Below are 23,553 nucleotides of genomic sequence, written 5' to 3'. Positions count from 1 at the left end.
GCTATTCCAGCCGCTGACCTGGGTGGGATTCCCGAGGCCGCTCCGCATGACGGCAGAGGCCCGGACGCCGATCTCTCTCCTCGCTGGAGGGGGGTGAGGAGGGAGGCGTCCGGGCCTTTTGTCGTTTCGGATTCAACTAATGGTTATTGCACCGGGCCATTGCACCGGGCCATTGCGCCATGCCATTGCCCGGTGCACCACCCCTGGGCGGTGTTATCCCCAGGTGATCAGCCGCTGCGGATTCTCGAGCACGGCGGCCGTGTCGGCCAGCACCTTCGAACCCAGCTCCCCGTCCACCAGGCGGTGGTCGAAGGAGAGCGCCAGCGTCGTCACCTGGCGCGGCTTGACCTTGCCCTTGTGCACCCACGGCTGCAGCTTGATCGCACCGACGGCCAGGATCGCGGACTCGCCCGGGTTGAGGATGGGCGTGCCGGTGTCGACGCCGAAGACGCCCACGTTGGTGATGGTGACCGTGCCGCCGGACATGGCCGCCGGGCTCGTCTTCCCCTCGCGGGCGGTCGCCACCAGCTCGGACAGCGCCGTCGACAGCTCGGGGAGCGTCTTGACGCCCGCGTCCTTGATGTTCGGCACGATCAGCCCGCGCGGCGTGGCCGCCGCGATGCCCAGGTTCACGTAGTCCTTGCGGACGATCTCCTGGTTGGCCTCGTCCCACGACGCGTTCACGTCCGGGTTCCGCTTGATCGCGACGAGGAATGCCTTCGCGACGAGCAGCAGCGGGTTGACCCGCAGACCCGCCATGTCGGGGTCGTCCTTGAGCTTCTGCACGAGCTTCATCGTGCGGGTCACGTCGACGGTGACGAACTCCGTGACGTGCGGCGCGGTGAAGGCGCTCGCGACCATCGCCTGGGCGGTGGCCTTGCGCACGCCCTTGACCGGGATCCGCGTCTCGCGCGCGGCGAGGTCCGTCACGGCCGCGGGCACCCCCGCGACGGCCGCCGGCTCCTCCGCGACCGGGGCAGTCGCGGCCGAAGCGGCGGCGTGGACGTCCTCGCGGGTCACGATGCCGTCGGCACCGGACGGCACGACGGACGCGAGATCGACCCCGAGGTCCTTGGCGAGCTTGCGCACGGGGGGCTTGGCGAGGGGACGGGCGGCTGCCGGTGCGGCGGGGGCCTGGCCCGTGCCGGGGGCCGGGGAAATCTTTCCGGCCGCCGCTCCGGGCGCTATGGGCGCGGGTTCCGCGGCCGCAGGGGTCCCGGCCATGCCCGGGGCCGGACGCCCGTTGAGCTCGGCCTGAACGGCGGCGGCCACCGGGGAAGCCGCCTGCTGCACCGGCTGCTTACGAGCGCGCCGCTTCGTAGAAGACGGCGCCGCCCCGTAGCCGACCAGCACGGCCTGCCGCCCCTGCGGCTCCTCCGCCTCCTCGGCGGGCGCGGCCGGAGCCGCAGCCTCACCCGGTTCCGGCGAGCCCGGCGCAGCCGGCCCCGCGCCGGGCTGGGTGTCGACCGAGATGATCACCTGGCCGACGTCGACCGTCGTCCCCTCGGGGAACCGCAGTTCGTGCACGACCCCATCGAACGGGATCGGCAGCTCCACGGCGGCCTTGGCCGTCTCGACCTCGCACACCACCTGCCCGTCGGCGACGGTGTCGCCGACGGCCACGTACCACTTGAGGATCTCGGCCTCGGTGAGCCCCTCGCCCACGTCGGGCATCTTGAACTCGCGGAAGCGCTGGTCGTTAGCGGTCCTTGCAGTCATGGTCACGACTCTCCTCAAACCCCTCAGTACGCCAGCGCGCGGTCGACGGCGTCGAGCACCCGGTCCAGACCCGGAAGGTACTCGTCCTCGAGCCGGGACGGCGGGTAGGGCGCGTGATATCCGCCGACCCGCAGGACCGGTGCCTCCAGGTGGTAGAAGCAGCGCTCCGTGATCCGGGCGGCGATCTCCGCGCCGGTGCCCAGGAAGACCGGGGCCTCGTGGACGACGACCAGGCGGCGGGTGCGCTCCACGGACGCCTGGATCGCGTCGAAGTCGACGGGCGACATCGAGCGCAGGTCCAGGACCTCCAGGGACTTGCCCTCCTCCTCGGCCGCGGCGGCGGCCTCCAGACAGGTCTTCACCATCGGCCCGTAGGCGGCGAGGGTGAGGTCCGTGCCCGGGCGGGCGACGCGGGCGGCGTGCAGGGGGGCCGGGATGGCCTCCGTGTCGAGCTCGGACTTGTCGTGGTAGCGGCGCTTGGGCTCGAAGTAGATCACCGGGTCGTCGCTCTGGATGGCCTGCTGGAGCATCCAGTAGGCGTCCGAGGCGTTCGACGGGGAGACCACCTTCAGGCCCGCGACGTGGGCGAACAGCGTCTCGGGCGACTCGCTGTGGTGCTCGACGGCACCGATGGCGCCGCCGTAGGGGATGCGGATGACGACCGGCAGCTTGATCTTGCCGAGCGCACGGGCGTGCATCTTGGCCAGCTGGGTGACGATCTGGTCGTACGCCGGGAAGACGAACCCGTCGAACTGGATCTCGACGACGGGGCGGTAGCCGCGCAGGGCCAGGCCGATCGCGGTGCCGACGATGCCGGACTCGGCGAGCGGGGTGTCGATGACCCGGTCCTCGCCGAAGTCCTTCTGCAGGCCGTCGGTGACGCGGAAGACGCCGCCGAGCTTGCCGACGTCCTCGCCCATGACGAGGACCTTGGGGTCGTTCTCCAGCGCGGTGCGCAGCGAGGCGTTGATCGCCTTGACGATGGAGAGCTTCTGGGCGGTCATCAGTGGCTCTCCTCGGCGAACGAAGCCTGGTAGGCGGCGAACTGGGCGCGCTCCTCGTCGACGAGGGCGTGGCCGTCGGCGTAGATGTTGTCGAAGATCGCCATGTCGTCGGGGTCCGGCATGGTGCGGACGCGGTCGCGGACGTGCTTGGCGAGCTCGTCGGACTCGGTCTCCAGGGCGGCGAAGAAGGCCTCGTCGGCGTGGCCCTCGCGCTCCAGGTACGCGCGCAGGCGCGCGATCGGGTCCTTGGCCTCCCACAGCTCGCGCTCCTCGTCGCGCCGGTAGCGCGTCGGGTCGTCGGAAGTGGTGTGGGCGCCCATGCGGTACGTGAAGGCCTCGATCAGCATCGGGCCCTGGCCGGTGCGGGCCCGGTCGAGGGCGGCCTTGGTGACGGCGAGGCAGGCGAGGACGTCGTTGCCGTCGACGCGGACACCGGGGAAGCCGTAGCCCTGTGCGCGCTGGTAGAGCGGGACGCGGGTCTGCTTCTCGGTGGGCTCGGAGATGGCCCACTGGTTGTTCTGGCAGAAGAAGACGACCGGGGCGTTGTAGACGGCCGCGAAGGTGAACGCCTCGGCCACGTCGCCCTGGCTGGAGGCGCCGTCGCCGAAGTAGGCGATGACGGCGGAGTCGGCGCCGTCCTTGGTGATCCCCATGGCGTAGCCGGTCGCGTGCAGCGCCTGCGAGCCGATGACGATCGTGTAGAGGTGGAAGTTGTTCTCGTTCGGGTCCCAGCCGCCGTTGTTCACGCCGCGGAACATGCCGAGCAGGTTGGTGGGGTCGACCCCGCGGCACCAGGCCACGCCGTGCTCGCGGTAGGTCGGGAAGACGTAGTCGTCGGGGCGGGTCGCCCGGCCGGAGCCGATCTGGGCGGCCTCCTGGCCCAGCAGGGAGGCCCACAGGCCCAGTTCCCCCTGGCGCTGCAGCGTGGTCGCCTCGGCGTCGAACCTGCGGGTCAGCACCATGTCGCGGTACAGGCCACGCAGTTCCTCGGCGGTCAGGTCGATGGAGTAGTCGGGGTGCTCGACCCGCTCGCCCTCCGGCGTCAGCAGCTGTACGAGCTCGGGTGCGCCCGCCGCCGCGGCGGTCTTGGCGCCGGCGCGCTTGCTGCCGCCGCGGCGCGGCTTGCGCGCGGCAGTGCTGTCCACAGTCACGTGTGCTCCTCCGTCTGTCCGGCCCCCGGGGTCGCCGGCGGCCAGAGGGGGTTCCCCCGCCGTGAGGCAGGAGAATGCTCGCTCGATCCCCGACGGCACACGGGGTGGGTGTGCCGAGGCCGGAACCGGGCGTGACAGGCGCCCCGGCGAAAGGCCTGCAATAAGCACGTTACCCAGAAGGCCGCATTCCTGCGAAACCCCGCCTGACCTGCAATTTTGCTTGGATTTCCAAGTAAATCGAGAAAGCGGGGCGACGCTCCTGGTCACGACCTTGTGAGCACAGCCCGTGCGGGCTGCCGGAACGACGGCACGTTATCCCGGAGGACAAGAGCAGGGGAAGACTCGGTGTGTGAGACTGGCCCTGTGCCCGAACAAGGAAAAATCACGGTATTTCTGCTCGACGACCACGAGGTCGTCCGGCGCGGGGTGCACGAGATGCTCTCCGTCGAGGCCGACATCGAGGTCGTCGGGGAGGCCGGTACGGCCGCCGACGCACTGGTGCGCATTCCGGCCACGCGGCCGGACGTCGCTGTTCTGGACGTTCGCCTTCCGGATGGCAGCGGGGTCGAAGTCTGCCGGGAAATCCGTTCGCAGGATGAGCACATCAAATGCCTGATGCTCACCTCCTTCGCCGATGACGAGGCACTCTTCGACGCGATCATGGCGGGCGCGTCCGGTTACGTACTGAAAGCCATTCGTGGCAATGAGCTGCTCGCCGCCGTACGGGACGTGGCGGCCGGGAAATCCCTGCTCGACCCGGTGGCGACGGCGCGGGTGCTGGAGCGGCTGCGCGACGGCAAGGCCCCCAAGGGCGACGACCGGCTCGCGAGCCTGACCGACCAGGAGCGCCGGATCCTGGACCTGATCGGCGAGGGCCTGACCAACCGCGTGATCGGCGAACGCCTGCACCTGGCCGAAAAGACGATCAAGAACTACGTCTCCAGCCTGCTCTCCAAGCTCGGCATGGAGCGGCGCTCCCAGGCGGCGGCGTACGTGGCCCGGCTGCAGGCCGAGAAGCGGTGAATCTACGGTAAACCGGTGATTCGGGACCTATGGCCCGCGCCAAAGGGGCGGGTGCCCCTGGAGGCGGGTGTGGCGGGCGTGCACAGTGGTGCCATGCTCTCCGCGCCGTCCGACCGATACCGAGCCCTCGAACTGCTCGGCCGCACCCCTTACGGCCGCCTTTCGGTCAGCATGCGCGCACTCCCCTTCGTCACCGTCGCCCGCCACATCGTCTCCGGCGGGAGCGTCCTGCTCCGTCTCCACGGCGACTTCGGCTACGCCCAGGCCTGCGACGGCAACGTCGTCGCCTACGGCGCCGACAACTTGAGCGACCGGCGCGAGGGCGACGAGGCGGTGTGGACCGTGCAATTCGTCGGCACGGCACGCCTCTTCATCCCTTCCGGGGACGACCTGGAGCGCTTCGGCCGGCCGCCCCGTACGGCGGACGCCGCACCCTTCCGGCCCGAATACCTGTGCATCGAACCGCAGTTCATCACCCTGCATCACCTTGAAGGGGTCCCCGCGCGACAGGCCGCGCACTCAGCGTGATCTAACATTTGGGACGTGCCACGCTCACTTGTCACCGATGTCCCGCCCACCGCCAAACCCGACATCGGACCCGACATCGGCACCCTGCGCACCCTGCTGCGCCGCTACGACCGCGCCGGCGAGCCCGTCTCCTGCATCCCCCTGACCGAGGGCCTCCTCAACCGCGGCTACCGCCTCACCACCACCCGCGGCAACTTCTTCCTCAAGCACCACCTCGACGGCGACCAGACCGCCATCGCCCGCCAGCACGGCGTCACCCTGCGCCTGGCCGCCCTCGGCCTGCCCGTCGCCCCGCCCGTGGCCCGCACGGACGGCACGACCGTCACCGTCCTCGGCGGCCGCTGCTACGCCCTCCACCCGTGGGTCGACGGCCGCCACCGCGACGGCGGCGAACTGACCCGCACCCAGTCGCGCAAGCTCGGCGCCCTGCTCGGCCACGTCCACACCTGCCTGGCCAAGGTCTGCCGCGAGGAGCCCCCCGACGGCCCACCGGGGGCCGCAGAAGGCCCTGGAGGGGCCTGTGAGGGCCTGGGAGGGGCCCGGCGGCCCGCAGACGCATCGGCGGACCCCCAGGACACGTACGCCCTCATCGAGGAGCTTCTCGGGCTCGTACGCCGGGGCGGGGGCAGCCGGCCCCGCGACTCCTTCGACGAACTCGCCGAGCACCGGCTGATCGAGCGCCGCGCCCTGCTGGAGCGCCACGCCCACCGCCGCCCCGCCGACGGCACCGCCCCCGGCTGGGTGCACGGCGACTTCCACCCGCTCAACCTGCTCTACCGCGGCGGCGAACCCGCCGCGATCGTCGACTGGGACCGCCTCGGCGTGCAGCCCCGCGCCGAAGAGGCCGTCCGCGCGGCCGTCATCTTCTTCCTGCGCCCCGACGGCACGCTGGACCTCGCGAAGATACGCCCGTACGCGCGCGCGTACCGGCGGGCCAGCGGCGCGGACCCGGCCGAGCTGGGCGCGGCCGTCCACCGCGTGTGGTGGGAACGGCTGAACGACTTCTGGATGCTGCGCTGGCGCTACCAGCTGGGCGACCACCGCGCGGACCCCGGCTTCCCGGCCTCGGCGGCGCTGACGGTCTGGTGGACGCGGTCGTACGAGGCGGTGCGGGACGCGTTCACGGAGTGAGCGGGGGTCCCGCAGGGAGCTTCCCCGCGCACACGACCGAGGGCACCCGATGCGCCATCGGGTGCCCTCAAGTACTTGCCGCTTCTCGCCGGCCGGATCAGGTGCCCGGGGTCGTACCCGTGGCGCCCTGGCCGGCGGTGGTGCCGGTGGTGCCGGTCTGCCCGGTCGTGGTGCCCGTGGTGGTACCGGTGCTGCCGGACTGGCCCGCGGTGGTGCCGGGCTTGTTGTCGCCGCCGCCGGTGGACGGCTTGCTCGACGGGTCGGGCTGGGTCGACGGGTCCGTGGAGGGCGGGGCGCTGGACGGCGGCGCGGACGTCCCGTGCGACGGCTTGTGCCGGCCGGTGCCCTCGTCGGTGTCCGTGGTGTCGTCCTCGCTGTCCGAATCGCGCTGACGGCCCGTGTCGCCCGTCGTGCCGTTGTGGCCCGGGGAGGGGGACTTCTGGGCGTCGGGGCTCTGCGAGCCGGAGGGGCCGGGGGTGGACGGACCGACGGAGGTCTTGTCGGGCTTCCTCTCCGTCTTGCCGCCGCTCGTCTGGAACGACTTCAGCGCGTACACCGCGCCCGCCACCAGCACGATCGCCACGACGGCGGCGACGAGCAGCATCCTGCCCTTGCCGCCGCCCCGGCCGCCGTTGCCGCCGTAGCCGTCGAAACCGCCGTCGTCGCCGTGGCGGGGCGGCAGTATCGGCTGCTGGGAGGTGCCGCCGCCGTGCTGCGGGTGCTGCATGGCGGTGGTGTGCGGGCCGCCTACGGCGCCCATCACCTGCGTGGCGCCGCCCATGTGGTCGATCGGGCCCGTGTCCCAGGCACCGGAGTGGGCGCCCGCGTCGTGCAGCATCTGCAGGGCGTACTGGACCAGCCCGCGCATCTCCTCGGCGCTCTGGAACCGGTCGTCCGGATCCTTGGCGAGGGAGCGCATGACCAGGCCGTCGAGCTCCGGCGGCACGCTGCCGAGGACCTGCGACGGCGGCACCGGCATGTCCTGGACGTGCTGGTAGACGACCGAGAGCGGGGTCTCGCCGGTGAACGGCGGACGCAGCGCCAGCAGTTCGTAGAGCAGGCAGCCGGTGGCGTAGAGGTCCGAGCGGGCGTCGACGGTCTTGCCGAGGGCCTGCTCGGGCGAGAGGTACTGCGGGGTGCCCATGACCATGCCGGTCTGGGTCATGGTGGAGGCCGCGCCGTGCAGGGCGCGGGCGATGCCGAAGTCCATGACCTTCACCGCGCCGCTGTTGGTGATGATCACGTTGGCGGGCTTGATGTCACGGTGCACGATGCCGTGCTGGTGGCTGTAGGCCAGGGCCTCCAGCACGCCGGAGACGATGATGAGCGCCTGCTCGGGCGGCGGGGCGTCGGCGTTGAGCAACAGGTCGCGGATGGTGCGGCCTTCGACCAGCTCCATGACGATGTACGGCACGACGTTGCGGCCGACGGTGTCCTCGCCGGAGTCGTAAACGGCGACGACCGCGTGGTGGTTGAGCCCGGCGACCGACTGCGCCTCGCGGGTGAAGCGGGCCTTGGACACCGGGTCCTCGGCGAGGTCGGCGCGGAGCAGCTTCACCGCTACCGTGCGGCCCAGGCGCACGTCCTCGGCGGCGAAGACCTCGGCCATGCCGCCGCGGCCCAGCCTGTGCGTGAGGCGGTAACGTCCGTCCCCGACGAGCCCCCCGTTACCCCACATTTCCGGCACATCGGGCATTCCGCCCTCGTTGGCGTCAGGGTCGGACGGACCCTGGGCGCTCTGCGTCTGTGCCATCAGTCCTCGCCGTCGTGTCTGGCCGCGTCGCGCGGAAGGCGCTGCGGTGGGAAAACGGTCTTCCGCTAAGGCACGCTACAGGTTCCACGGCGCGCGCCGGTCCGGGATGGACGCGCTATCAAACCCGTACGGCCCCGGGCAAGGCAAATCTCGTGACGTCTTGCCGCGCATCCCGTCACGGAACGGGCACGCGGCTTGACGTGCCCGCGACCTGGGGCAGACTTGGCCGAGATATATCGACAGAACCGACGGAACAGGGCCGCACGGATCACCGTACGGATCGCCGGGCCGGCGGACCATAAGCCGAATCACATGCCAAACCGTATGCCGAACCGAATGCCGGAACGTATGCCAGGCAGTGCGCCCAAGGGGGAAGTAGAACGATGAGCCAGGACGGCGCACAGGGCCGCTACACGGGCCGGTCTGTCGGTGGCGGCCGCTACCAGCTCCGCGACCTGCTGGGCGAGGGCGGCATGGCCTCCGTCCACCTGGCCTACGACTCCGTCCTGGACCGTCAGGTCGCCATCAAGACGCTCCACACGGAGCTGGGCCGCGAGGCGTCCTTCCGCGAGCGGTTCCGGCGCGAGGCGCAGGCCGTCGCCAAGCTCACACACACCAACATCGTCTCGGTGTTCGACACGGGCGAGGACGACCTGGACGGGTCGACCATGCCGTACATCGTCATGGAGTACGTCGAGGGCCAGCCGCTGCGCTCCGTCCTCGACGCCGACGTGCACCAGTACGGCGCCATGCCGACCGAGAAGGCGCTGAAGATCACCGCCGATGTGCTGGCGGCGCTCGAGGTCAGCCACGAGATGGGCCTGGTCCACCGCGACATCAAGCCCGGCAACGTGATGATGACCAAGCGCGGCGTGGTCAAGGTCATGGACTTCGGCATCGCCCGCGCCATGCAGTCCGGCGTCACGTCGATGACGCAGACCGGCATGGTCGTCGGCACCCCCCAGTACCTCTCCCCCGAGCAGGCGCTCGGGCGCGGCGTCGACGCCCGCTCGGACCTGTACTCGGTCGGCATCATGCTCTTCGAGCTGCTGACCGGACGGCTGCCGTTCGACGCGGACTCCCCGCTGGCCATCGCCTACGCGCACGTCCAGGAGGAGCCGGTCGCTCCCTCCTCGATCAACCGCTCGATCCCGCCGGCGGTCGACGCCCTGGTCGCCCGGGCGCTGAAGAAGAACCCGAACGAGCGCTTCCCGAGCGCCGAGTCCATGCGCGACGAGTGCGCGCGGGTGACGAGCACGGCGCAGACCGCGCCCTCACCGATCATCATCGCGGGCGGCCCCCCGGCGCGCAGCGGCGCGGGCGTCAGCTCGGCCGTCTTCCCGCCCGTCGACCAGCAGACCCCCGCACCGGGCCCGGGGGGCGTCCAGACGCCCTACCAGGCCCCGGGGGCCCCCGGGCCGTACAACGGCGGCTACGGGCCCTCCTCGGGCGCTCAGCAGGCCGCCCAGGGCGCCGGGGGCTACCCGACGCCCGTAGCGCCCTTCCAGGGCGCCCAGGGCCCCAGCACGCCCCCGCCCTACTCGATCAACCCGTCCTCCGGCCCGTCGACCTCCGTCGGGTCGCCGTCGGGCGGCGGCAGGAGCAACAAGCCCGTCATCATCGGCTCCGCGGTCGTCGCGGGCCTCGCGGTCATCGGTGTGATCGCGGCGATCGCGCTGAGCGGCGGCGGCGAGAAGAACGAAGAGGCCGGGGGCACCACCGGCGGCACCACCGGCGGCACGCAGAGCCAGGCGCCCGTCACCCCGGGCGGCGGCACGACCACCGGCGGTGGCGGCGGCACCAGCGGCGGCGGCACGACCACGGCGGGCGGCACCACCGGCGGCTCGCAGAGCAAGCACAAGGAGGGCGACAAGAGCAAGACCATCGACCCGTCCAAGTGCACCAAGGCCTACGAGTACTACAGCGACAAGTCGAAGAAGTCGGCTCCCGACTTCCGGTACATGTACATCGACTCGGTGAAGTCGTGCCTGCAGGCCGCCGGCTGGAAGTACCGGATCGACGTGTCGTCCGAGAACACGTGGGGCAAGGGCACGGTGCTCAACCAGGTGCCGGCCGCGGGCGACCCGTTCGACCCGAAGTCGCCGTCGGACCAGTTCGTGCTGACCGTCTCGACGGGCGACCCGGCCTCCTGATCGACCCGGGCGGGGCCTTCGGGCCCCGGCCCTGTGGATGCTGGCCCCGGTCCTGTGGGGGCTTGTGCGTGTGCGTGTGCCCGGTACGTCTTGAGTGGACGTACCGGGCACACGCACAAGCGGAATGACGCTTATTCAGTTTCGGTTTCGGTCATCAGGCTTCGGCCTTCGGATCCGATCTTTAAAGGTAAGGACCCGAACGCGCGCCGCCGTGCTGCGGGCTCTCGCCGTCGTCCTCCCCGAGGACACCGGCCGGCAGCGCCCGGCGCATCTGCTCCAGCTGGGCGCGGGCCGCCATCTGCTGGGCGAACAGCGCGGTCTGGATGCCGTGGAACAGGCCTTCCAGCCAGCCGACCAACTGGGCCTGCGCAATGCGCAGTTCCGCCTCGGTCGGCACCGTGTCGTCGGTGAACGGAAGCGACAGGCGCTCCAGCTCCTCGACCAGCTCGGGGGCCAGGCCGTCCTCCAGCTCCTTGACGGAGCTGCGGTGGATCTCCTTGAGCCGGACCCTGCTCGCCTCGTCGAGAGGGGCGGCCCGCACTTCCTCCAACAGTTGCTTGATCATGCTGCCGATGCGCATGACCTTCGCAGGCTGTTCGACCATCTCCGTCACCGGGACCTCGCGCGACTCGTCGTCGCCCTCCCCGCCGCCGGGGCTGGCGCTGCCGAGAGCCATGCCGTCCGGGCCTACGACCAGGACCTGCGGGCTCTCCTGCGACCGTTCATTCCTCGGCATATCCATGCCGCCATTCTCTCGCACATGTGATTTCCCCCTGTTGATGCCCCCGTACACGCCTGATCCACCGTGCCACACGCTCTGACGTGCGCCCCTTTTTCACTCCGTGCGCCCCTTTTTCCCGGGGTTTCCCGGGCAGTTCGTCATTTCCGCGGCTTCGCGTACGGCATCTCATCGTCTTGTCGACGCCCGCAACGCCGGGCTGCGGCCTATCGCGGCCGCCTCAGCCGCAGGGCGAAGAAGCCGAGGCCGAGACCGGTGAGGGCGAGGCCCGTGCCGAGGGGGAGGACGCGCAGCACGCGGTCGCCGTAGGCCGCGCTCCTGGCGTTGCGGGCGGCGGCGGGGCGGGTGGAGACGGGGTCGGGCGTCACCGGTCCGAAGGGGCCCTGCGGCTGCTCGGCGGCGCCGCCCGCCTCGTCGGCGGCCGCGGGGGGCCCGGTGCCGGGGGCGTCCTCCCCGGGCGCGTCCTCCACGGGGCCGGCGGCCTCGCCGCCGTCGCCGGAAAGGGCGTCGGAGGGGCCCGCGGACGGTGACCCGCCGGGCGGCCCGGACGGACCGGGCGGCCCGGATATCCCGGAGGGCGAGGGCGGAGCCGTCCGGCCGGGGTGGAGGCGCCCCTCGCCCGCGGACGTCCCGGCGAGCCGGCCTTCACCGGAGCCCGACGGGGGCGGGGGCGGGGGGCGGAGCGTGGGGCCGGGCGCGGTGCCGGCCGGGCCCGGCGGAGGCCGTCCGGGAGACGGGTCCGGGGGCTCCAGGCCCGGTGCGACGGCGACGACCAGCACGGTGGCCGCGAGCACCGGCCCGGCTATGAACCCGGTCCGCAGGCCCGCCCGCAGTCGGCCGCCCATGCCCACGTCGCCTCCCTCCGCTCGCCGCCGGAGCCGCTCGCACCCACCCTCACACGGGGTGGGCGGGGCGGCGCGGTGGGTGGTTCAGGAGGGTGGCCGGGGACCGGGCCGGCCGGAACCGCCGGAACCGCCGGAACGGCCGGATCCATCGGTTCAGACCGTGAGCACCGGTTTCAGACCATGAGTCCATCGGCTCAGACCGTGAGGAGGATCTTCCCCACGTGGGCGCTCTGCTCCATGACGCGGTGGGCCTCGGCGGCCTCCGACATCGGCATCGTGCGGTCCACGACCGGCCGCACCCGTCCGCCGGCGATGAGCGGCCACACGTGCTCCCGCACGGCCGCGATGATCGCCGTCTTCTCGGCCAGCGGGCGGCCGCGCAGGGAGGTCCCCATGACCGCGGCGCGCTTGGTGAGGAGGGCGGCGAGGTCGAGCTCGGCCGTGCGGCCGCCCTGCAGGCCGATGATCACCAGGCGGCCGTTGACGGCGAGGGCGTCCACGTTCCGCTCGAGGTACTTCGCCCCGACGATGTCGAGGATGACGTCGGCTCCGACGCCGCCGGTGACCTTGTGCAGCTCCTCGACGAAGTCCTGCTCGCGGTAGTCGATGAGGATGTCCGCCCCCAGCTCGCGGCAGGCCTCCAGCTTGTCCCCGCTGCCCGCGGTCACGGCGACGCGCGCACCGACGGCCTTGGCCAGCTGCACGGCCATGGTGCCGATGCCGCTGCCGCCGCCGTGGACCAGGAAGGTCTCGCCGGGGCGCAGGTGGGCCACCATGAACACGTTGGACCAGACGGTCGCGGTCACCTCCGGCAGACAGGCCGCCGTGACCAGGTCCATGCCGTCCGGGACGGGCAGGAGCTGGCCCGCGGGGACGCAGACCTTCTGCGCGTACCCTCCGCCCGCCAGCAGCGCGCACACCTCGTCGCCGACCGCCCAGCCGCTGACCCCGGGGCCGAGCGCCGCGATCCGGCCGGAGCACTCCAGGCCCGGGTAGGGGGACGCGCCGGGCGGCGGGTCGTAGAAACCCTGCCGCTGGACGACGTCTGCACGGTTGACCGCGCTGGCCACGACCTCGACCAGAACCTCGCCCTCACCGGGTACGGGATCGGGCACTTCGGTCCACACCAGGGCCTCGGGCCCGCCTGGTTCGGGAATGGTGATCGCATACATGGTCGCGAGGCTACCTCCGGGGCACCGGGAAGATCACGGAATATGGGGGCCATGGTGACGCGCAAGATGAACCGGATCTCGCTGTTCCGCACCCTGTGGAACCGCACCCGCAGCGAGGCCGACGACGACGCCGAGGCGGGCCGCTCGATCGTGATGCCCGCCCGGCGGGTCGCGGCGCCGCTGCGGCAGGTGCTGCAGCGGCTGGTCATGGCCCTGCTGGTGCTGGCCGTCACCACGCTGATCGTCTACGCCGACAGCGCGGGCTACCACGACAACTCCGACGGCGGGGTCGACTTCCTGGACGCCGCCTACTACGCGACCGTGACGCTGTCGACCACGGGCTACGGCGACATCACGCCCGTGAGCGACTCGGCGCGGCTGACGAATATCTTGTTGGTCACGCCGCTGCGCGTGCTGTTCCTGATCATTTTGGTGGGAACGACCCTGGAAGTGTTGACCGAGCGGACGCGCCACGAGGTGCGCATCCACCGTTGGAGGTCCCGGATGCGGGAGCACACCGTCGTCGTCGGCTACGGCACCAAGGGCCGGCACGCCGTCGAGACGCTGCTCGGGCAGGGCAAGCCCAAGAACCAGATCGTCGTGGTCGACCCGCAGAAGAAGGTCGTCGACGCCGCGGCGGCCGAGGGCCTGGTGGGCGTCATGGGCGACGCCACGCGCTCCGAGACCCTGCTGCGGGCGGAGCTGGCGCGGGCCTCGCAGGTCGTGATCACCACCCAGCGGGACGACACGGCGGCGCTGGTCACCCTGACGGCCCGGCAGCTGAACAAGTCGGCCAAGATCGTCGTCGCCGTCCGGGAGGACGAGAACGTGCCGCTGCTGCGGCAGAGCGGCGCGAACACGGTCGTGACCAGCTCCAGCTCGGCCGGCCGCCTGCTCGGCATGTCGATGATGAGCCCCAACGTCGGCACGGTCCTGGAGGACCTGCTGACGTACGGGAACGGCCTGGACGTCGCCGAACGCCCGGTCACCAAGCGGGAGGCGGGCCACTCGCCGCGCGACTGCGAGGACCTGGTCGTGGCGGTGGTCCGCGGGCACCGCCTCCTGCACTTCACGGACCCGGAGGTGGAGACGCTGCAGCTGGCGGACAGGGTGATCACGATCAGGAAGGCCGGGGCGCCCGAAGCGGACTGACCCCTCCGGCACGGAGACCCCGGGACTACGGGAGCCCCAGGACCTCCACGTCCACGGACCGTCCCGCGCCGCCCGGCGGCACGACCGCCAACGCGTCGGCCGCCGCCAGCCCCCGCAGCATCGCGGGCCCGTGAAACCGCAGAGGCCTCACCCGGCCGGGGCCCTCGTACGTGACCGGCACGAGCCGGGTGTCGGCAGGGTGCCCGGGCACCGGCTCCACCGGCACGGCCCGCGCGGGCTCGTCCGCCGCGCGCCCGGTGAGCGTGCGCAGCAACGGCTCGGCGAGCGTCAGCAGACCGGCCACCGCGGCGAGCGGGTTCCCGGGCAGCCCGACGACGAGGCGGCCGGGCGCGAGCCGGGCGAGCAGCATGGGGTGCCCGGGCCGCACGGAGACGCCGTCGACCAGCAGCTCGGCGCCCAGGCGGTGCAGCGTGGGGTGGACGTGGTCCACGGGCCCGGAGGCGGTGCCGCCGGTGGTGACGACCACGTCCGCGGTGGAGGCGGCCAGCGCCTCGTACAGCGCGTCCGCGTCGTCACCGATGCGCAGGGCCTCGCCCGGCTCGGCGCCGAGCGCCCGCAGCCAGGGTCCGAGCATCGGGCCGAGCGCGTCCCGGATCAGACCGCCTTCGGGCAGGCCCTCCTGGAGGAGCTCGTCGCCGAGGACGAGCACGTCGACGCGGGGGCGGCGGGTGACGGTCAGCGTGTCGTAGCCGGCGGCGGCCGCGAGGCCGAGCAGGGGCGGCGTGACGACCGTCCCCGCGGGCACGAGCCGGTCGCCCTGCAGGCACTCGCCGCCGCGCGGCCGGATGTCCTGGCCGTGGCTGACGTGCCGGCCGGCGAGCAGCTCGCCCTGCACGGTGACTTCGCCGTGCTCGCTGCGGAGCACGGCCGTCGCCCCGGCCGGAATGCGTGCCCCCGTGGCGATCCGCAGGGCGTGCCCGTCGCGCAGCGGGCCCGTGCCGGGGCGGCCGGCGAGGACGTCCTGTTCGCCGGGCGGGGGCAGGCGCCAGGGGCCGGGGCCGGAGACGGCCCAGCCGTCCATGGCGGAGGTGTCGAAGGAGGGCAGGTCGGTGAGGGCGACGAGCGGCTCGGCGAGGACCTGCCCGAGGGCGTCGCCGAGGGGCCGCTCCTCGGCGGGGAGGGCGTCGGCGGCCGCGGCGGCTACGGCACGGGCCGTGGGCCAGGGGGTGGAGTGGGGGGTGGCGTCGGCCGTCATGTGGCGGGCCCGCTTTTCGTCCTCGGCGACGTCGATGAGGGGGAAGGCGTCGAAGGCGGGGGCGGGTGCGGGGCCGGTCCCGTCCTCGGGACCGTGCCTGCGGGGCGTGGCGCCGACGCTCCGTCCGCCGTCGACCACGCCGCCCCCGACGGGTATCTCGTCGAACGGGAAGTACAGGTACGGGGCTTGGGCGCTGCCGCGCGGGGCGTCGTCGACGCCGTGGGCGGGCCGCTCGGCGTGGCGGTCCGCGGGGCGGGCGTGGTGGCTCCGCCGGTCGTCGGCGAAGAGGGCCAGTGCCTCGTCCGTCGCCCGGTCGAGCGATGAATCCGCGTCAGCGTCACTCATCGCGCCCCGTCGGCCTTCCCATCCACACCACGGCCACCGGCCTTCCCGGCAACGCCACGGTCGGCGGCCTTGCCGGTTGCGCTGTCCCCGGCGGGCTTCCCCGCCGCGCCCCCCTCGGCGGCAGCCGCCCCCGCAGCTGCTTCCGCCGCCCATCGCTGGGCGAGTGCCACGGCCTTGCGGGTCGCTTCGGCCGCCGCTTCGGGGCCGCCGCCCGCGCGGCCCGCGGCGTAGCCGACGAGGAACGTCGTCAGGGGCGCCGCGGGGCGGGCCACGCCGTGCGCGGCGTCGCGCGCGAGGTCCAGCAGGGCGGTGGTGTCGACGTCGAGGTCGATGCCGAGTTCGGCCTTGGCCGCGGAGATCCATTCATCCAGCACGCTCCCATCGTCCCTGATGCGCGCGCGGGCGGTGGCGACGTCCTCCCAGGTGTCGCAGTCGAAGGAGGCCGTCGGATGCGCGAACCGGCCGAGGGTCAGCTCGTCGGTGAGCAGCCGCAGGGGCAGCCCGGCGAGGCTGCCGTGCTCGGCGGCGAGCAGCGCCAGCTCCCGGCGCAGCGGCTCCGTGCGGTAGGCGGCGACCAGCGGCTGGTCGCGCCCGTCGAAGTCGGTGAGCAGAACGCCCTCCACGTACGGACGGCCGGTGGCCGCCGCGGCGAGCAGCGCCCGTACGGTCTCGGCCCGCAGGAACGGCAGGTCGGCGGAGAGCACGAGCGTGGTGGCGGAAGCCGTCTGGCGCAGGCCGGCGGCGAGCCCGGCGAGGGGGCCGCCGCCGGGCGGCTCCTCGCGGGCCCACCGCACGGGCCGCGCGGTGGGGCGGCGGGGCCCCACGACGACGGTCTCCTCGGCGTCCGCGCACGCCTCCAGCACCCGGTCCAGCAGCGTCCGCCCGCCCACGCGCAGGGTGGGTTTGTCGGCGCCGCCCAGTCTGCGGGCCGCGCCACCGGCGAGCACTACCGCGTCGTAACCAGTCACCCGACGAGTATGGCCGTTCGGGGCGGGGCGAAAGCTCAGAGAGAGCGCAACAACACAGCGGGCTGCTCGACGCAGTCGGCCACGTACCTCAGGAAGCCTCCCGCCGTGCCGCCGTCACAGACCCGGTGGTCGAAGGTGAACGACAGCTGCACCACGTGCCGTACCGCCAACTCTCCCTGGTGGACCCAGGGCTTGGGGACTATCCGGCCGACGCCGAGCATGGCCGCCTCGGGGTGGTTGATGATCGGCGTGGAGCCGTCGACGCCGAACACGCCGTAGTTGTTCAGCGTGAACGTGCCGCCGGTGAGGTCGGCCGGCGTCAGCGTGCCGGACCGCGCGGCCTCGGTGAGGCGGGCGATCTCCGCGGAGAGGGCGGCGGCGTTGCGCAGGTGGGCGTCCCGGACGACGGGGACGACCAGGCCGCGCTCGGTCTGGGCCGCGAAGCCGAGGTGGACGCCGGGCAGGCGGACGATCTCCCGGGCTTCGGTGTCGACGGTGGCGTTGAGGTCGGGATACCGGGCCAGGGCGGCCGTGCAGATGCGGGCGAGCAGGGCCAGGAGGGAGATTTTCGGCCCTCCAGCGGCGTTCATGGCCCGGCGGGCGGCGAGCAGCTCGGTGGCATCGGCGTCCACCCAGCAGGTGGCGTCGGGGATCTCCCGCCGGCTCCGGCCGAGCTTCTCGGCGACGGCACCGCGCAGCCCGCGCAGGGGGATGCGCTCGGCGCCCGCCGGGCCGGGGGTGGCCGCCGAGGTGGGCTCGGGGACGGCCACGGCCTCGGCCTCGGCGGCACGCACGGCACGCTCCACATCGGCGCGCAGAATCAGCCCGTCCCGCCCGGTCCCGGTCAAGGCCCGCAGATCGAGCCCGTGTTCACGGGCCAGCTTCCGGACGAGGGGGGAGACGACGGGAACGGGGCCGGTGGAGGCGGGACCTTCCGACCCGGCCGCGACCACGCCGGCACGCCGCTCTCCGGTCACGACCGCAGACGCTCCCCGCCCCGCAAGGCCACTGGCCGCCCCGGCCGGCCCCCCGGCAGCAGGGCCGCCGGCCGCCTCGGCCATACCCCCAGCCGCAGCGGCGCTCAGCCCATACGAACGGGATCGGCGGTGCCCGCCCGCCTCCAGGCTGTCCGGCCCGGCCGGACCCCCGCCCGAAGGATCACCGGAAGCCTCAGCCGTCCCCTCAGCCGCAGCGGCGCCCGGCCCGTACGAACCTGACCGGCGGTCCCCGCCTGCCCCCGGCGCACCCGGCTCCGCCGAGCCGCCCGCGGACCCGGCACCGGAGGCGGACCCCGCACCGGAAGCGCCCCCGAACCCACCGGCCTGTGGCCGGACACGGCGGCGCCGCGCCGCAGGCGCCCCCGTGCCGTAGCCCACGAGCACATTGCCGGAGGACTCCGCCGCAGGGCCGGCCCCCGTCTCCGCGGGCGCTCCGACGGCGACCGTCAGCAGCGGCGCCCCCACGGGAAGCTCCGTGCCCTCCTCGCCGAAGCGCGCCGTCACCACGCCCCCGTACGGACACGGGACTTCGACCATCGCCTTGGCCGTCTCGACCTCCACGACCGGCTGGTCGACGGCGACGACCTCGCCGACCTCGACCAGCCAGCGCACGATCTCCGCCTCGGTGAGCCCCTCGCCGAGATCGGGCAGCCGGAATTCCTTGACCTCGGGCATCAGCTCTCCGCCTCCCACTGCAGCCGTGCGACCGCGTCCAGCACCCGGTCGACCCCGGGCAGGTGGTGCCGCTCCAGCATCGGCGGCGGGTACGGGATGTCGAAGCCGGCGACGCGCAGCACCGGCGCCTCCAGGTGGTGGAAGCAGCGCTCGGTGATCCGGGCCGCGATCTCCCCGCCGGGGCCGCCGAATCCGGTCGACTCGTGGACGATCACGGCGCGCCCGGTGCGCCGGACGGAGGTGCAGACCGTCTCCTCGTCGAAGGGCACGAGGGAGCGCAGGTCGACGACTTCGAGGTCCCAGCCTTCGGCGACGGCCGCCTCGGCCGCCTCCATGCAGACCGGCAGCGACGGCCCGTACGTGATGAGCGTGGCGGAGGTGCCGCGGCGGCGGACGGCGGCGCGCCCTATGGCGGGCACCGCCTCGGGCGCCTCGGGGTCCCACTCGGTCTTGGACCAGTAGAGCCGCTTGGGCTCCAGGAAGACGACGGGGTCGTCGGAGGCGATCGCCGCGCGCAGCAGCCCGTAGGCGTCGGCGACGGTGGCGGGGGTGACGACGTGGAGGCCGGGGGTGGCCATGTAGTACGCCTCGGAGGAGTCGCTGTGGTGCTCGACGCCGCCGATGCCGCCGCCGTAGGGCACGCGGACGGTGAGCGGCATGGACACGGCGCCGCGGGTGCGGTTGCGCATCCGGGCGACGTGGCTGATGAGCTGCTCGAACGAGGGGTAGGCGAAGGCGTCGAACTGCATCTCGACCACGGGCCGCAGCCCGTACATGGCCATGCCGACGGCCGTGCCGAGGATGCCGGCCTCGGCGAGCGGGGTGTCGGTGCAGCGGTCCTCGCCGAACTCCTTCACCAGGCCGTCGGTGACGCGGAAGACGCCGCCGAGCGCTCCGACGTCCTCTCCGAGGACGTGGACGGACGGGTCCTCGGCCATGGCGTCGCGCAGGGCCCGGTTGAGGGCCTGGGCCATGGAGGAGGGCCGGGCTCCGGCCCTGACAGCCGCGGTGGTCATCGCTGCGTCCCTTCCGGGGAGTCCGGGGCGGCTTCCGCCGCGGCGTCGAGCTCGGCGCGCAGCAGCCCGGCCTGCTCCCGCAGTTGGGCGGTCTGCTCGGCGTAGACGTGGGTGAAGAGGTCCATGGGGTCCAGCACGGGGTCCTGGTTCATGCGCTCGCGCAGGTCGGCGGCCATGCGCTCGGCCGCTTCCCGCTCGGCGGCCATGCCGGCCTCGTCCAGGAGCTTGCGTGCGGTCAGCTCCTGCTCCAGCAGGGCGACGGGGTCGTGGCCGCGCCAGGTCTCGACTTCGGCGTCGCTGCGGTAGCGGGTGGCGTCGTCGGCGTTGGTGTGGGCGTCCATGCGGTAGGTGACGGCTTCCACGAGGGTGGGGCCGCCGCCTTCGCGGGCCCGCCGCACGGCGTCGGTGAGCACCTCGTGGACGGCGGCGGCGTCGTTGCCGTCCACGAGCCGGCCGGGCATGCCGTAGCCGACGGCCTTGTGGGCGAGCGAGGGGGCCGCGGTCTGCTTGGCGAGCGGCACGGAGATCGCGAAGCCGTTGTTCTGCACGAGGAAGACGACGGGGGCCCGCCAGACGGCGGCGAAGTTCAGCGCCTCGTGGAAATCGCCCTCGCTGGTGCCGCCGTCGCCGACCATGGCGAGCGCGACCACGTCGTCGCCCTTGAGGCGGGCGGCGTGGGCGAGGCCCACCGCGTGCGGCAGCTGGGTGGCCAGCGGGGTGCACAGCGGTGCGATCCTGTGCTCGTGGGGGTCGTATCCGGTGTGCCAGTCGCCGCGCAGGAGCGTGAGCGCCTGGACGGGGTCGAGGCCGCGGGCGACGGCGGCGAGGGTGTCGCGGTAGCTCGGGAAGAGCCAGTCCTGCTCCTGCAGGGCGAGCGCGGCGGCGACCTCGCACGCCTCCTGCCCGGTGGAGGAGGGGTAGACGGCGAGCCGTCCCTGGCGGGTGAGCGCGGTGGCCTGGGCGTTGTATCTCCGGCCGCGGACGAGGTGGCCGTAGAGCCGGAGCAGCAGCCCGGCGTCGAGCCCGTCCGCCGCCTCGGTGCCCAGCACGCGATACGGCTCCGCGTCGGGAAGCAGGGGTGCGGGGTCGGTGCGGGGCCGCCAGGCGGGGGGCGGGGTGGGCCGGTAGGAACCGGGCTGCTCCAGAACCGTCATGACGAGCACCTCCTTTGTGGGGACGGGCTTGACCGGACGTACGGCGAAATCCCGCCGACGCCCTCCCTACCGATTGTTCGGTCGTCGGCACATTTTGGCTACAGGCGGCCCGAGCCTGTGGACAAACGGTTCTCCACAGCCTGAGATATGGCCAGGACGTCCAAGAGGGGGAGGCGGGACGCCATGCCGGACGAACAGATGGCCTTCACCGGGAGCAGGGCACCGGCGCGGCCACTGGACGAGATAGACCGCGCCATCCTGCGCATGCTCCAGGCCGACGGACGCGCGTCGATACGCTCCGTCGCCGAGCGTGTGCACGTGTCGCGCGCCAACGCCTACGCCCGGATCAACCGGCTCATCGACGACGGGGTGATCCGGGGTTTCAGCGCGCGGGTCGACCAGGAGCGGGCGGGGCAGAGTGCATCGGCGTACATCACGCTGAAGATCGTGCAGAACTCCTGGCGCACGGTCCGCGACAAGCTCCTGAAGTTGCCGGGGGCCGCGCACATCGCCCTGGTCAGCGGGGACTTCGACGTGCTCCTGCTGGTGCACACCAAGGACAACCGCGCCCTGCGCGAGCTGGTGCTGACCCGCATCCAGTCCATGGACGAGGTGCTCAGCACCCGCACGCTGCTGATCTTCGAGGAGACGGACCTCGAGGAGAAGGGCTAGTCCCGCCCGGGGGTGCGCAGGCCCGCGAACGCCGTCAGCACCACCGCATCGGCCACTTCTTCGCTGGTCGCCGCCCCGCCGTGGCCGGGGCGGTACCACTCCACCACGGAGTTGATCATCCCGAAGAGCAGCCGGGTGGCCAGCCGTGCGTCCACGTCCGCCCGCAGGTCGCCGTCGGCCGCCGCCTGCTTGAGCAGGTCGGCGACGCGGTGGTCGAACTCGCGGCGGCGCTCCATCGCCCAGCGCTCGGTGTCGGTGTTGCCGCGCACGCGCAGCAGCAGCGTCACGTAGGGCAGCTCGGCCATGAGCACCTCGACGGTGCGCCGGGTGACGTACTGCAGGCGGTCGACGGCGCGTCCCCCGGTCGCCCCCGGCTCGTCCAGCACGGCGAAGAGCCCGTCCAGGGCACGGCTTATCGCGAGCCGGAGCAGCTCTTCCTTGCCCTTCACGTGGTGGTAGATGGAGGACTTGGAGATCCCGGCAGCCTTGGAGAGGTGCTCCATGGACGTGCCGTCGTAGCCCCGCTCGTTGAACACCTCGACGGCGACCGCGAGCAGCGATTCGGGCGTGTAGGTGTCGCGCTTGGCCATGGTCATGATTACAGCAGGCTCTCTTCGACGGCCGCACGGCGGCGTAGGGACAGGGAGGGGTCGTAGCGGCCGCCGGGATAGTCCTGGGCCAGGCCCCACAGAATGCCGCGCACGCAGGTCAGGCCGATCTCCCGGCCCCACTCCAGCGGACCGCGCGGGTAGTTCACGCCCAGCCGCATGGCGGTGTCGATGTCCTCGCGGCTCGCGACGCCGCGCCCGGCGGCGTCCTCGGCGAAATCGACGAGCATGGCGACCGTACGGGCGACGATCAGACCCGGGACGTCCGCGATGACGCTGACCTTCTTGCCGAGCGCCTGGAACAGGCCCACGGCGGCCTCCACGTCCCGTGCCGAGGCATTCTCGGAGGGTGCGAGGGCGATCCGCGTGCAGGTGCGGTAGTCGTGGGCCAGGTCGAAGTAGATGTGCGTCCCGCCGTTCTCGGGGGTGGCCGCCTCACCGCCGGTGAGGGTCAGCATCGCACCGTCGGGGAGCGGGACGTACCACCCGGGTTCGTAGGGCGTACGGTCGCGCACGACCTTGATCCCGGCTTCCTCGATCATGTCCCGCAGGGGGGCGCAGATGCGCGGGGCCTTGCCGTGCCAGCCGATCTCCGCGGGCGGCTCGCACGGCTCCGCCGTGGCCGGCTCCGGCCTTTCGGCTCCCTCGCCGTAGGCGAACCACCCGCGGCCGGTCTTCCGGCCGAGGAGCCCGGCCTCCACAAGCCGCTGCTGGGCGAGCGAGGGCGTGAACCGAGGATCGTGGAAGAACGCCTCGTAGACCGAACGGGTGACAGCGTTGTTCACATCCTGGCCGATGAGGTCGGTCAGCTCGAAGGGGCCCATACGGAACCCGCCGCACTCCCGCAGCACGGCGTCGATGGTCGCGGGGTCGGCACCGCCCTCCTCGTAGACGCGGAAGGCCTCCGCATAGAAGGGCCGGGCGACCCGGTTGACGATGAAGCCGGGGGTGTCGGCGCAGGTCACCGCGGTCTTGCCCCACGCGGCCACCGTGGCCGCCGCCCGCTCGGCGGCAGCCGCGTCCGTGGCGAAGCCCCGGACGACCTCCACCAGCGGCAGCAGCGGTGCGGGGTTGAAGAAGTGCAGGCCGACGAAGCGGCCGGGGAGCCTCAGGCCGCCGGCGACGGCGGTCACCGACAGGGACGAGGTGTTGGTGGCCAGCAGGCACGCGTCTGGAACGACCGATTCCAGCTCGGCGAACAGCTTCTGCTTGGCGGGCAGTTGCTCGACAATCGCCTCGATGACGAGCGCGGAGTCGGCGAGTTCGGCGAGCCGTGCGGCGGGCCGCAGACGGGCGAGAGCCGCGTCCCGGCCGGCCGCGTCGAGCCTGCCCTTGTCCACCAGGCGGCCGAGCCGGGCGGCGATCGCCCGCGCCGCCTCCTCCGCACGGCCGGGCGCGGCGTCGTACAGCCGCACGGGGTGGCCCGCGGTCAGGGCGACCTGGGCGATGCCCTGGCCCATGGTGCCGGCGCCGACGACGGCAACGGTGCCGGCCGGGTCGATTGCGGTCATGGCAGTGATCCTCCCCGAAG

At 72.8% G+C, this 23,553-nt stretch carries 20 protein-coding genes; 6 read left to right on the top strand and 14 right to left on the bottom strand.

What is annotated here, in order from left to right; all coding sequences use genetic code 11:
* Positions 1-213: 213 nt before the first annotated feature.
* From AS857_RS34505 to pdhA (AS857_RS34495), 3 genes are read right to left on the bottom strand one after another with little or no spacing between them, the layout of a single operon-like run.
* Positions 214-1,719, bottom strand: coding sequence for a dihydrolipoamide acetyltransferase family protein (locus tag AS857_RS34505; RefSeq protein ID WP_058047562.1), 1,506 nt, complete (start codon positions 1,717-1,719; stop codon positions 214-216).
* Between the two features lie 23 nt (positions 1,720-1,742).
* The gene (locus AS857_RS34500; protein WP_058047414.1) at positions 1,743-2,723 is read right to left on the bottom strand and encodes an alpha-ketoacid dehydrogenase subunit beta; all 981 of its coding nucleotides are present in this window, start codon (positions 2,721-2,723) and stop codon (positions 1,743-1,745) included.
* Positions 2,723-3,874, bottom strand: a complete 1,152-nt coding sequence (gene pdhA, locus AS857_RS34495) for a pyruvate dehydrogenase (acetyl-transferring) E1 component subunit alpha (RefSeq protein ID WP_058047413.1) — start codon at positions 3,872-3,874, stop codon at positions 2,723-2,725. The genes AS857_RS34500 and pdhA (AS857_RS34495) overlap by 1 nt, the downstream gene beginning before the upstream one ends.
* A 363-nt stretch (positions 3,875-4,237) precedes the next feature.
* Here pdhA (AS857_RS34495) and AS857_RS34490 point away from each other — a divergent pair, with 363 nt between their 5' ends.
* The 3 genes from AS857_RS34490 to AS857_RS34480 all read left to right on the top strand — a co-directional run bounded on the left by AS857_RS34490 (position 4,238) and on the right by AS857_RS34480 (position 6,556).
* The gene (locus AS857_RS34490; protein ID WP_058047412.1) at positions 4,238-4,897 is read left to right on the top strand and encodes a response regulator; all 660 of its coding nucleotides are present in this window, start codon (positions 4,238-4,240) and stop codon (positions 4,895-4,897) included.
* A gap of 93 nt (positions 4,898-4,990) precedes the next feature.
* Complete coding sequence (locus tag AS857_RS34485) at positions 4,991-5,425, top strand: pyridoxamine 5'-phosphate oxidase family protein (RefSeq protein ID WP_058047411.1); 435 nt, start codon at positions 4,991-4,993, stop codon at positions 5,423-5,425.
* A gap of 15 nt (positions 5,426-5,440) precedes the next feature.
* A complete protein-coding gene (locus AS857_RS34480; protein WP_079110923.1) occupies positions 5,441-6,556 on the top strand; it encodes a phosphotransferase in 1,116 nt (371 codons plus the stop codon).
* Between the two features lie 97 nt (positions 6,557-6,653).
* Here AS857_RS34480 and AS857_RS34475 read toward each other — a convergent pair whose 3' ends face one another.
* Entirely contained in the window at positions 6,654-8,309 is a 1,656-nt protein-coding gene (locus AS857_RS34475) for a protein kinase domain-containing protein (protein ID WP_058047410.1), read from the bottom strand.
* Between the two features lie 383 nt (positions 8,310-8,692).
* On the opposite strand from AS857_RS34475, the gene AS857_RS34470 reads away from it, so the two are divergent.
* Positions 8,693-10,462, top strand: a complete 1,770-nt coding sequence (locus AS857_RS34470) for a protein kinase domain-containing protein (RefSeq protein WP_058047409.1) — start codon at positions 8,693-8,695, stop codon at positions 10,460-10,462.
* A gap of 181 nt (positions 10,463-10,643) precedes the next feature.
* Here the strand turns inward: AS857_RS34470 and AS857_RS34465 are convergent, their stop codons facing one another.
* From AS857_RS34465 to AS857_RS34455, 3 genes are all read right to left on the bottom strand, one after another.
* Positions 10,644-11,204: a bacterial proteasome activator family protein gene (locus tag AS857_RS34465; protein ID WP_058047408.1), complete on the bottom strand. Its 561-nt coding sequence runs from the start codon at positions 11,202-11,204 to the stop codon at positions 10,644-10,646.
* A gap of 203 nt (positions 11,205-11,407) precedes the next feature.
* Complete coding sequence (locus AS857_RS34460; RefSeq protein ID WP_058047407.1) at positions 11,408-12,046, bottom strand: hypothetical protein; 639 nt, start codon at positions 12,044-12,046, stop codon at positions 11,408-11,410.
* A 194-nt stretch (positions 12,047-12,240) separates the two neighbouring features.
* Positions 12,241-13,218 carry an NAD(P)H-quinone oxidoreductase gene (locus tag AS857_RS34455; RefSeq protein WP_058047406.1) on the bottom strand — a complete coding sequence of 326 codons (978 nt, stop codon included), beginning with the start codon at positions 13,216-13,218 and terminating at the stop codon, positions 12,241-12,243.
* Positions 13,219-13,269: 51 nt separating this feature from the next.
* Here AS857_RS34455 and AS857_RS34450 point away from each other — a divergent pair, with 51 nt between their 5' ends.
* Complete coding sequence (locus tag AS857_RS34450) at positions 13,270-14,370, top strand: potassium channel family protein (RefSeq protein WP_245700771.1); 1,101 nt, start codon at positions 13,270-13,272, stop codon at positions 14,368-14,370.
* Between the two features lie 25 nt (positions 14,371-14,395).
* Here AS857_RS34450 and AS857_RS34445 read toward each other — a convergent pair whose 3' ends face one another.
* Genes AS857_RS34445 through pdhA (AS857_RS34425) form a run of 5 tightly spaced genes read right to left on the bottom strand, consistent with a single transcriptional unit; the run spans position 14,396 to position 20,742 of the window.
* A complete protein-coding gene (locus AS857_RS34445; protein WP_079110922.1) occupies positions 14,396-15,931 on the bottom strand; it encodes a molybdopterin molybdotransferase MoeA in 1,536 nt (511 codons plus the stop codon).
* The gene (locus AS857_RS34440; protein WP_058047405.1) at positions 15,928-16,899 is read right to left on the bottom strand and encodes an NTP transferase domain-containing protein; all 972 of its coding nucleotides are present in this window, start codon (positions 16,897-16,899) and stop codon (positions 15,928-15,930) included. The genes AS857_RS34445 and AS857_RS34440 overlap by 4 nt, the downstream gene beginning before the upstream one ends.
* A 35-nt stretch (positions 16,900-16,934) precedes the next feature.
* Positions 16,935-18,572 (bottom strand): dihydrolipoamide acetyltransferase family protein, encoded by a 1,638-nt coding sequence (locus AS857_RS34435; RefSeq protein WP_058047404.1) that lies wholly within the window; start codon positions 18,570-18,572, stop codon positions 16,935-16,937.
* Positions 18,572-19,588 (bottom strand): alpha-ketoacid dehydrogenase subunit beta, encoded by a 1,017-nt coding sequence (locus tag AS857_RS34430; RefSeq protein WP_058047403.1) that lies wholly within the window; start codon positions 19,586-19,588, stop codon positions 18,572-18,574. The genes AS857_RS34435 and AS857_RS34430 overlap by 1 nt, the downstream gene beginning before the upstream one ends.
* Positions 19,585-20,742 (bottom strand): pyruvate dehydrogenase (acetyl-transferring) E1 component subunit alpha, encoded by a 1,158-nt coding sequence (gene pdhA / locus AS857_RS34425; RefSeq protein WP_058047402.1) that lies wholly within the window; start codon positions 20,740-20,742, stop codon positions 19,585-19,587. Before pdhA (AS857_RS34425) ends, AS857_RS34430 begins: the two co-directional genes overlap by 4 nt.
* A gap of 183 nt (positions 20,743-20,925) precedes the next feature.
* Here pdhA (AS857_RS34425) and AS857_RS34420 point away from each other — a divergent pair, with 183 nt between their 5' ends.
* Positions 20,926-21,414, top strand: a complete 489-nt coding sequence (locus tag AS857_RS34420) for an Lrp/AsnC family transcriptional regulator (protein WP_058047401.1) — start codon at positions 20,926-20,928, stop codon at positions 21,412-21,414.
* Here AS857_RS34420 and AS857_RS34415 read toward each other — a convergent pair.
* Positions 21,411-22,010: a TetR/AcrR family transcriptional regulator gene (locus AS857_RS34415; protein WP_058047400.1), complete on the bottom strand. Its 600-nt coding sequence runs from the start codon at positions 22,008-22,010 to the stop codon at positions 21,411-21,413. The genes AS857_RS34420 and AS857_RS34415 overlap by 4 nt on opposite strands.
* A 2-nt stretch (positions 22,011-22,012) precedes the next feature.
* Positions 22,013-23,533 carry a 3-hydroxyacyl-CoA dehydrogenase gene (locus AS857_RS34410; protein ID WP_058047399.1) on the bottom strand — a complete coding sequence of 507 codons (1,521 nt, stop codon included), beginning with the start codon at positions 23,531-23,533 and terminating at the stop codon, positions 22,013-22,015.
* Between the last annotated feature and the right edge of the window lie 20 nt (positions 23,534-23,553).

The sequence above is a fragment of the Streptomyces roseifaciens genome (assembly GCF_001445655.1).
In the GTDB taxonomy this organism is placed as follows: Bacteria; Actinomycetota; Actinomycetes; order Streptomycetales; family Streptomycetaceae; genus Streptomyces; species Streptomyces aureoversilis.
The sequence above is the reverse complement of the archived record's forward strand: the minus strand, read 5'-3'. Positions and strand labels throughout refer to the sequence as shown.